Consider the following 9,591-nt stretch of genomic DNA (forward strand, 5'->3'; position numbering starts at 1 on the left):
TTACAAGCCGGCCGAATCGGCGCCGGCCTGCGCGGCGGCCTTGGCCTCGATCATCAGCCGCGCGGGTTTGCCGGCCGGCGTGTTCAACCTCGTGATGGGCAGCGGCCGCAAGGTCGGCGCGCGCATCGTCGGGCATCCGCTCGTCGCGGCGATCAGCTTCACGGGCTCGACCGAAACCGGCACGCGCGTGCTGCAGGCGGCCGCCGCGCGCCAGGCACGCGTGCAGCTCGAAATGGGCGGCAAGAATCCGTTCGTCGTGCTCGCCGACGCCGATCTCGACGGCGCGGTCGAGGCGGCGCTGACCGGCGCCTATAGCGCGACGGGCCAGCGTGGCACGGCGTCGGCGCGGCTCATCGTCGAGCGCGCGGTGTTCGCGCCGTTCGTCGACGCGTTGCAGGCGAAGCTCGCCAGACTCACCGTCGATCACGCGCTGAAGCACGGCACCGACATCGGTCCGGTCGCGAACGCGGCGCAGCTCGAACGCAATCTCGACTACGTGCGCATCGGCGAGCAGGAAGGCGCGCAACTGCTGCACGGCGGCCGGCCTCTGGAGCGCGCGACGCGCGGCTATTTCTTCGAACCCGCGCTGTTTATCGGCGAGGCGGAGCACCGCATCGCCCGCGACGAGATTTTCGGGCCGCTCGCGGTCGTGCTGCGCGCCGACGACTACGAGCACGCGCTCTATCTCGCGAACGACACCGCCTATGGTTTGTGCGCCGGCATCTGCACGCGCTCGCTCGAACGCGCGCGGCATTTTCGCCGCCATGTGCAGAGCGGGCTCGTGACGATCAATCTGCCGACCACCGCCGTCGAGCATCACGGACCCGGCGGCGGGCGCAAGGCCTCGGCCTATGGCGCGACCGACGCGGCGTTCTGGACGGCCGTGAAAACGGCCTACGTGGCGGGCTGAGCGCCATGAGCCGCGCTCACGCATTCGCTACCGGTTGCGCGCATCGGCTCACGCGGCGCTTCATGTGCTGCTCGCGCTTTCGTCCGCAACCTCACCCGCAAATTCACCCGGATTCGCGCGACGGCTGAGGCCGCCGCGCACTGCCCTGCTGCAATTACACGACATCAATGCAGCTTTTCAACCTCAGGAGACAAAGATGACCAGCAAGCTTCGCCGTTTGACCCTGACCGCGATGGCCGCAGCGGCCCTCGCCGCGCCGTTTGCCGCGCAACTGTCCGCACGCGCCGATGAGCCGCTCAAGGTCGGCTTCCTCGTGAAGATGCCGGAACAGGCGTGGTTCATCAACGAACAGAAGGCCGCGACCGCGCTCGGTCAGAAGGACGGCTTCTCGGTCGTCAACATCGGCACGCCGGACGGCGAAAAAGTGCTGGCCGCGATCGACAACCTCGGCGCGCAGGGCGCCAAGGGCTTCGTGATCTGCGCGCCCGACGTGCGTCTCGGACCGGCGATCCAGGCGCGCGCGAAGCGCTACAACATGAAGTTCGTGACCGTCGACGATCAACTGGTCGACTCGACCGGCAAGCCGCTCGCGAACGTGCCGCACCTCGGCATGTCCGCGTTCAAGATCGGCAACCAGGTGGGCCAGGCGATCAGCGACGAAATGAAGCGCCGCGGCTGGAAGCCCGAGGAAGTCGGCGCGCTGCGCATCACCGACTACGAACTGCCGACCGCGAAACTGCGCACCGACGGCGCGACGCAGTCGCTGCTCGCGGGCGGCTTCAGGAAGGAAAACATTTTCGACGCGCCGCAGAAAACGACCGACGACGAAGGCGGCTTCAACGCGGTATCGCCGGTGCTCGCACAGCATCCGAACATCAAGAAGTGGGTGATCTTCGCGCTCAACGAGGAAAGCGTGCTCGGCGGCGTGCGCGCGACCGAGCAGCTGCATATTCCGGCCGCGGACGTGATCGGCGTCGGCATCAACGGTGCGGGCGAAGCATTCGCCGAGTTCCAGAAGAAGGAGCCGACCGGCTTCTACGGCACGATCGCCGTGAGTTCGACGAACCACGGCAAGGAGAGCACCGAGAACCTCGTCGAGTGGATCAAGGACGGCAAGCAGCCGCCCGCCGACACGCAGACCACCGGCAAGCTGATGGTGCGCGACAACTGGCTGGACGTGCGCAAGGAGCTTGGTATTTGACGCGGTATTTGAGGCGCGGCATTTAACCCGCGGCATTGGGCTCGCAGTATTTCACCGGCATTTAAGCGAGGTTTCTCGCCGCCGTGGCGGGCCGCATCGCGCTCGTATGTTCATGCGTTCATGTGTTTAGCCGCACGAGCGCGAGGTGGCCCGCGCAGGTTCCACCCGTTTGAGGTTTCTCGATGACGTCCTTCTCCACCGGGTCCCACGACGGCGCGGCGGCGCTCGCGCCCTCGCCCGCTTCCGGCGACCCTTATCTGCAACTCGACGGCATCACCGTGCGCTTTCCGGGCGTGCTCGCGCTCGACCAGGTCTCGCTCGAAGTACGGCGCGGCGAAGTGCATGGCCTGATGGGCGAAAACGGCGCGGGCAAATCGACGCTGCTGAAGGTGCTGTCCGGCGTCAATCATCCGGTCGCGGGCACGCTGTCGCTCGACGGCGTCGAGCAGCAGTTTGCGACGACCAAAGCGGCGATCGCGGCGGGCATCGCGATCATCTATCAGGAACTGCATCTGGTGCCGGAGCTGACCGTCGCCGAAAACCTGATGCTCGGCGCGTTGCCGAATCGCTTCGGTATCCTCGACGAAAAGGCGCTCGTCGCACGCGCGATGCGCGAGCTCGAACGGCTCGGCGAAAAGATCGACCCGTCGCAGCAGGTCAAGCATCTGTCGATCGGCCAGCGGCAGATGATCGAGATCGGCAAGGCGCTGATGCGCGACGCGCGCGTGATCGCCTTCGACGAGCCGACCAGTTCGTTGTCGTCGCGCGAAACGACGCAGCTGTTCCGCATCATCCGCGCGCTGAAGGCCGAGGGCCGCGCGATCATCTACGTCACGCACCGGATGGACGAGGTGTACGAACTGTGCGATCGCGTCACCGTGTTTCGCGACGGCCGCCGCATCGACACGTTCGAGGCCGGCGCGGAGCTCGATCGCGACCGGCTGATCAGCTGCATGGTCGGCCGCTCGATTACCGACGTGTATGGCTATCGCACGCGCAACCTCGGCGACGTGCAACTCGACGTGAAGGCGCTGCTAGGACCGGGGCTGCGCGAGCCGGCTTCGTTCGCCGCGCGCAAGGGCGAGATCGTCGGCTTCTTCGGGCTCGTCGGCGCGGGCCGCTCCGAGTTGATGAAGCTGATCTACGGCGCGGTGAAACCGAGCGCCGGCGAGATTGCGCTGAAGGGCCGGCGCGTGCAGTTCGCGACGCCGCGCGACGCGGTGCGCGCCGGTGTTGCGCTGTGTCCCGAGGATCGCAAGCAGGAAGGCATCGTCTCGATCGCGTCGGTATCGGACAACCTCAACATCAGTTGCCGCCGCCACTTCAGCCGTTTTCACGTGCTCAACGGCCGCAAGGAAGCGCAGACCACGCGCGAGTTCATCGGCAAGCTCGCGATCAAGACGCGCAACGGCGACACGCCGATCGGCACGCTGTCGGGCGGCAATCAGCAGAAGGTGATCCTGTCGCGCTGGCTCGCGGAAGAGATCGACGTGTTCCTGATGGACGAGCCCACGCGCGGCATCGACGTCGGCGCGCGTAGCGAGATTTACGGGCTGCTGTACGGGCTTGCCGAAGCGGGCCGCACGGTCATCGTCGTGTCGAGTGATCTTGCCGAAGTGATCGGCGTGACCGATCGCGTGATCGTGATGAAGGAAGGACGCATCGTCGGCGATTTGCCGAAGGCGCAGGCCACGCCCGATGCGCTGATCAAGCTCGCGTTGCCGCGCTGAGCGGCGGGCCGATCGCGCTGGGCTCACTTTGCTTCACGCCCTGCTTGCCCGCTCGCTCGCCAACTCGGTGAACGCAACCGGAACGCGCCGTTGCAAGCGCACTACCGCAGCCAAAACGGCACGAAAAACCGCATGAAAAACGGCATTGAAATGGAACAGACACCATGAATACACCTTCAACCGATTCCTCGACCCCCGCCGTCGCCGCCACGGGTCTCACCGCGCGAGCCGCGCGCACCTGGGACCTCATCAACAAATCCGGCATCGTGATGGTGTTCATCATCCTGTTCGCGGTGCTGTCGTTCACGGTTCCCGACTTTCTGAGCACGCGCAACATCCAGGGCCTGCTGCTCTCGGTCACGCTGATCGGCTCGATCTCCGTCACGATGATGTTCGTGCTCGCGCTCGGCGAGGTGGATCTGTCGGTCGCGTCGATCGTCGCGTTTTCGGGCGTGGTGGCGTCCGTGCTGATTACCGCGACGCATAGCGTGTTCATCGGCATCGTGGCCGGCGTGCTCGCGGGCGGCGCGGTCGGGCTCGTGAACGGCACGCTCGTCGCGCGCTACAAGATCAACTCGCTGATCGTCACGCTCGCGATGATGGAAGTCGTGCGCGGCCTCGCCTACATCACGTCGAACGGCGACGCGGTGATGATTTCCGAAGAGCGCTTCTTCGATCTCGGCGGCGGTTCGTTCCTCGGCATCTCGTATCCGATCTGGAGCAACATCGTCGGCTTCGTGCTGTTCGGCTTTCTGTTGAAGAAAACCGTGTTCGGCAAGAACGTGCTGGCCGTCGGCGGCAATAGCGAAGCGGCCGTGCTCGCGGGGCTGCCGGTCACGCGCATCAAGATCACCGTGTTCGTGCTGCAAGGTCTCGTGACCGGCTTCGCGGGCGTGATGCTCGCGTCGCGCATGAGCCTCGGCGATCCGAAGACGTCGGTCGGGCTCGAGCTCGGCGTGATTTCGGCCTGCGTGCTCGGCGGCGTGTCGCTGACAGGCGGTGTCGCGACGATTTCGGGCGTGCTGGTCGGCGTGCTGATCATGGGCTCGGTGCAGGACGCGATGAGCCTGCTGAACGTGCCGACGTTTTACCAGTACCTGATTCGCGGCGGCATTCTGCTGCTCGCGGTGCTGTTCGACCAGTTCCGCCGCAGCAAGCGCGTGCATTGACGCACGCTTGCCCCGTTCTTTGCCGGTTTTCCCTGCGCTTGCGAGAAGGCGTACTGCCGATGCGGATCGATCATCCGCATCGGCTTTTTTTATTGCATCGCCGTATTGCATCCTCGGTAGGCAAAGGGCAATAAAACAAAGGGCAATAAAAAAACGGCCGGGCATCACGATGCCGGGCCGCTTCTTGGCTCACGTGTTCATGCTGCCCGCTTTCAAAACCGGCAGTTGCACACGTCAATCCGCATTCCGGCTTTTGCCGGAAAAACGGTACTCCCTATTGCAGGGGTTTTGACTATTGCCTGATAAACCGGTCGTTTGCCCAGAGTCCTTCGGTGTCGCTATTGCTGGAATTCACGAACTCGACGTCGTGGCCGACCACGCGCACGACCCGGAAACTGGAATCCTGCGGCGTCGATACGCATTGAAATCCGGAGAAGAATTCCTGCATCTGCTGCTGTTCACCGGCTTGCGCATGCTGGTCGGCGGCATCGAGCTTATCCTTCGACACGCAGCCATACGCATTGGCCTTGAACTGAATCGTTTGCTGCGGCTTGATCATGACGTCTTGCGCCTGAACGCTTGCGGCAGCCAAACCCGCCATGGCGAAAACAACGGCGATTCGAGTTTTCATTTTTTTCCTCCGGTGCAGGTCAGAATGCTCAGGTTAGCTATGTATTTAACTTTAACGGCGGACCCGCAACTTGCACTTTAGGAGAACGGGAAAGAAGGACAAGCACATTTTGTGTGCGGTCGCAACAGTGGCGGATTGTCGCACCTCATGCCGCATCTGATTAATCCTTGAGCAGGTGCCTGAACGAGCCGGAATGAAACGGATAACTAAAAGATCGACGGCGCGCACGCCTTTAACAGGTAATGCATTGCACGGCGTATTCGCGTAAACGCGCAGCATCAATTAAGCGATTTAATAAAATGAATGCGCGGATTTTGTGCGACGCACACAAAGTCATCGGGCGGGCAAAGCCAGTCATGCGAAATAACGGTGTATGTGCAGAAGATAAACGATGCCAGGCGCGCAACGGCTCGCCTGGCCGCACTCGCTAAATCACTCCGAACGCGTGTCGGATTTGAAGAAATCCGCCTGAAACAGGCACATGCGCAGCGCATTGTGATACTGGCCGTTGCTGAAAAATTCCTCGATCAATTCGGCCTCGTGCCTGAAGCCGCATTTCTCGTAAACGTGAATCGCCGCCGCATTCGATTTATCGACGATCAGGTAGAGCTTGCGCATGTTCAGAACCGAAAACGCATAGTCGATCGCGAGGCGGGTCGCGACGCTCGCGTAGCCGCGACCCTGCGCATGCGGCGCGATGATGATCTGAAACTCGCCGCGCCGATGGATGTAGTCCAGCTCGATCAGCTCGACGAGCCCGACCGTCGCACCCTTGTTGTCGATCGCGACGAAGCGCCGCTCGCGCAGATCGTGCACGTGCTCGTCGTAGAGCTGGCTCAGTTCGGAGAAGGTTTCATAAGGCTCTTCGAACCAGTACCGCATGATCTTGGCGTCGTTGTTCACGTCGTGGACGAAGCGCAGATCGGTGCGTTCGAGCGGGCGCAGGCTCAGTTCGCGGCTACGTTCGATGGTCATGGCATTCCCCTTGAGAGCCAGCGGTTCGGATCCCGGCGTTGCATGCAGCGCATGTAACGCGGTCTTTTTTTCACGTCGATGCCGGTTAGTCTACGTGTAACGAGGGCGAGTTCGCGGCGGGCGCCGGGCGCATGCAAGGCGTCGTTGCCCCGCGTGCGGCAAAGCATGCGCCAGGCGCAAAGCCGCGCCGACAGGCGAGGGCAGCGCGGTGTTTCGCCAGCGGCCGCCAGCATCGAGCGTTTATGCTCGGCGAGACGCCTGACGGGCATAAGCGGTGCTCTACAATGAAATCATGCTCCTGTGATGGAGGCTATCGTGAGCGAGCACCTGATATTGGGAATCTTTCTGGTGGTTCCGCTGCTGATCGTCGCGTTTCTTTTCTCAGACGAACTGTGGCAGGAACACCGTCATCTGCACGAAGGGCGACCGTTGCATGCGCGGCCGAGGCGCATCGACTGGCGCCATCCGCTGCGCCGTTCGCGCGATCATCGGCTGTGAGGTTGGGCGGTGGATCGACCATGAAGCGGACGTGAAGTCCGGGGCATGCTATTGCCCGGCGCGCCCGAAAAAAAGCCTGCCGCTCAGGCAGGCTAAAAAAGAGATCCACACTCAATGCCTTGAGTTACAAGGCAGTAGACAGTCTAGCGGCGCCGCGCCTATTGGTGGTTTCAACGGCTTTTACAGATGTTACGGCGCATGACCTGCATGGCCCATGTGACTTAAGTGGCAACTTCAGGTCTGGGCGGCAAATGGCGTCGGCGGCTAACCGGCCGGGCACGCCCGGCCTCAATCGGCGCGCCAATGCGCGCGAATCCGTTTGGCCAGCGCTTCGAGCGTGTCCGCGTCGGCGGGTTCGCGCGCATGCATTTTCAGCGGATGGCCTTCCCAGCGCGGAATCACGTGGAAATGCACGTGCGGCACGGTTTGTCCGGCCGCCGCGCCGTTGAACTGGCCGATGAACACGCCGTCCGGGCGCAAGGCCGCGCGCACGGCAATCGCGAGCTTCTGCGCCATGCGCATCGACGCGACCAGCGAGGCATCCGACAGATCGAAAATTTCCGCGACCGCTTCCTTCGGCACGACGAGCAGATGACCGTCGGCCTGCGGCATCAGGTCCATAAAGGCCAGAGCACGGTCGCTTTCGGCCACCTTGATGCAGGGTAATTCGCCGCGCAGAATTTTCGCGAACGGGTTGCTGTCGTCGTAGCTCATCGCGTTTCCTTTCCTCGTTGGACTGGGTGGGGTGACCGGTCGATAGTAACGGGGCCGCCGCGTTTTTTTGCGCCGTTTTGGGCGTCGCTTTCGGCGCCGCGTTCCTTACGCGGTCTTGCCCGTTCTCCGTCGATTGTCCGCCGCGATTGTTACGCTATCGCCTTGACGGCGAGAAGCCGGCTCAACCGCTCGTCGCCACCTGGTTCTTGCCGTCGCGTTTGGCGCGATACAGGCCGACGTCGGCGGCTTCGATCAGCGTCGTCACCGGTTGCACGATCGACGGCACGAGGCTCGCCACGCCGATGCTGATCGTCACGACGCCCGCCGCGGAGCCCGCATGGGTAATCGCGAGGTCTTCGATCGCGATGCGGATTTTTTCCGCGAGCAGCCGCAAGCCGCCGGCGGACGTGCCCGGCACCACCACCGCGAACTCTTCGCCGCCGAAGCGCGCCGCGAGATCGGACGCGCGGCCGAGGCACGATTCGATCGTATGCGCGACGCTCTTGAGCACTTCGTCGCCGGCGACGTGCCCGTAGGTGTCGTTGTAGGCCTTGAAGTTGTCGACGTCGATCATCAGGAAGCCGAGGCCGGTTTTGTCGCGCGCGCCGCGGCGCCATTCGGCGGTGAGGTACTGATCGAGATAGCGCCGGTTCGACAGCCCCGTCAGGCCGTCCGAATGCGTGAGCCGCTGCAGTTCCAGATTGGTCGCGAGCAACTGCTGCTGCGACTGCCGCAGCGCGCGATACGCCTCGTCGCGTTGCAGCAGGTTCAGATACGAGCGCGAGTGATAGCGGATACGCGCGATCAGCTCGATGCGATCCGGCAGTTTCACGAGGTAATCGTTGGCGCCGGCCGCGAACGCCGCGCTTTTCACGAGCGGCTCCTCCTTGGTCGACAGCACGATGATCGGCATGTCGCGCGTGGCCGGATTCTGCCGGTACTGCCGCACCAGCGTGAGACCGTCCGTGCCCGGCATCACGAGATCCTGCAGGATCACCGTGGCGCGGGTGGTCTCGGCGCACTGCACCGCCTCTTCCGGCGACGCGCAGTAGTGAAAGTCGACGCCGGGCTCGCCGGCGAGCGCGAGGCGCACCGCCTCGGCGATGATCGCCTGGTCGTCGACGAGCAGCACCATGATCGGGCACTCGGCCGCGGGCGGGTTGGCGAGGATGCGCGCGAGCGCGTCGTCGATGGCGAGGCTGGGCGCATCTTCCACGTCGAGCGCGTGTGCCGGTGCCTGTGCCGGTGTGTTCGCTTCGTCTGCGGCATGCTGCGCAGCGGCGTTCTGGGGCGGTTTAGGCGTGTCCATGTCGTTCAGCCAGAATGAATATCGGGAAATCCACGTCAATGTGCAAAGGGGGCCTCGCGCTCGCCGATGGCGGCCACGAGCGCGTCGGCGATGCGCGGCAACGGCAGGATCGCGGCGGCGGCGTCGAGCGCGGCGGCCGCCTTCGGCATGCCGTACACGGCGCTCGTCGCCTCGTTCTGCGCGATCGTGTAATGACCCTTGGTGCGCATCGCCTTCAGGCCGATCGCGCCGTCGCGGCCCATGCCGGTCAGCAGCACGCCGACCGCGCGCGCGGGCCAGCGCGCCACCACGCTGTGAAAGAACACGTCGACGGAAGGGCGGTACGGCGTTTCCTCGGGCACGCGCGTGTAGCCGAGCATGTTCGGCAGCTTCAGATGCAGATGGTCGTCGGTGGCGGCGAGCAGCACGACGCCTGCCTGCGGCCGGTCGCCTTCGCGCGCGATGCGCACCGGCC

General features: G+C 64.0%; 10 protein-coding genes. 5 read left to right on the plus strand and 5 right to left on the minus strand.

Features of this window, described 5'->3' with window-relative positions; translation table 11 throughout:
- From GXB81_RS29055 to araH, 4 genes are all read left to right on the plus strand, one after another.
- Positions 1-910: aldehyde dehydrogenase family protein (locus GXB81_RS29055; RefSeq protein ID WP_205991021.1), on the plus strand; the 910-nt coding region annotated here is incomplete at its 5' end.
- Positions 911-1,106: 196 nt separating this feature from the next.
- Positions 1,107-2,111, plus strand: coding sequence for an arabinose ABC transporter substrate-binding protein (locus GXB81_RS29060; protein WP_167050072.1), 1,005 nt, complete (start codon positions 1,107-1,109; stop codon positions 2,109-2,111).
- Between the two features lie 182 nt (positions 2,112-2,293).
- A complete protein-coding gene (araG, locus tag GXB81_RS29065) occupies positions 2,294-3,841 on the plus strand; it encodes an L-arabinose ABC transporter ATP-binding protein AraG (RefSeq protein ID WP_167050070.1) in 1,548 nt (515 codons plus the stop codon).
- A 164-nt stretch (positions 3,842-4,005) separates the two neighbouring features.
- Positions 4,006-5,010, plus strand: coding sequence for an L-arabinose ABC transporter permease AraH (gene araH, locus GXB81_RS29070; RefSeq protein WP_167050068.1), 1,005 nt, complete (start codon positions 4,006-4,008; stop codon positions 5,008-5,010).
- A gap of 292 nt (positions 5,011-5,302) precedes the next feature.
- Here araH and GXB81_RS29075 read toward each other — a convergent pair whose 3' ends face one another.
- Both GXB81_RS29075 and speG read right to left on the minus strand, forming a co-directional pair.
- On the minus strand, positions 5,303-5,641 hold the full coding sequence (locus GXB81_RS29075; RefSeq protein ID WP_167050065.1) for a hypothetical protein: 339 nt from the start codon (positions 5,639-5,641) through the stop codon (positions 5,303-5,305).
- A gap of 432 nt (positions 5,642-6,073) precedes the next feature.
- Positions 6,074-6,616, minus strand: coding sequence for a spermidine N1-acetyltransferase (speG, locus tag GXB81_RS29080; protein ID WP_167285636.1), 543 nt, complete (start codon positions 6,614-6,616; stop codon positions 6,074-6,076).
- A 315-nt stretch (positions 6,617-6,931) separates the two neighbouring features.
- Between speG and GXB81_RS29085 the strand changes: the two genes are divergently transcribed.
- Positions 6,932-7,114: a hypothetical protein gene (locus tag GXB81_RS29085; RefSeq protein WP_167050061.1), complete on the plus strand. Its 183-nt coding sequence runs from the start codon at positions 6,932-6,934 to the stop codon at positions 7,112-7,114.
- A 288-nt stretch (positions 7,115-7,402) separates the two neighbouring features.
- Here GXB81_RS29085 and GXB81_RS29090 read toward each other — a convergent pair whose 3' ends face one another.
- From GXB81_RS29090 to GXB81_RS29100, 3 genes are all read right to left on the minus strand, one after another.
- On the minus strand, positions 7,403-7,828 hold the full coding sequence (locus GXB81_RS29090) for an HIT family protein (protein ID WP_167050059.1): 426 nt from the start codon (positions 7,826-7,828) through the stop codon (positions 7,403-7,405).
- A 181-nt stretch (positions 7,829-8,009) separates the two neighbouring features.
- The gene (locus GXB81_RS29095) at positions 8,010-9,137 is read right to left on the minus strand and encodes a diguanylate cyclase (protein WP_167285637.1); all 1,128 of its coding nucleotides are present in this window, start codon (positions 9,135-9,137) and stop codon (positions 8,010-8,012) included.
- A gap of 35 nt (positions 9,138-9,172) precedes the next feature.
- Positions 9,173-9,591: chemotaxis protein CheB (locus GXB81_RS29100; protein ID WP_277396820.1), on the minus strand; the 419-nt coding region annotated here is incomplete at its 5' end.

It is taken from the genome of Paraburkholderia sp. Ac-20336, from assembly GCF_017105025.1.
Taxonomy (GTDB): Bacteria; Pseudomonadota; Gammaproteobacteria; order Burkholderiales; family Burkholderiaceae; genus Paraburkholderia.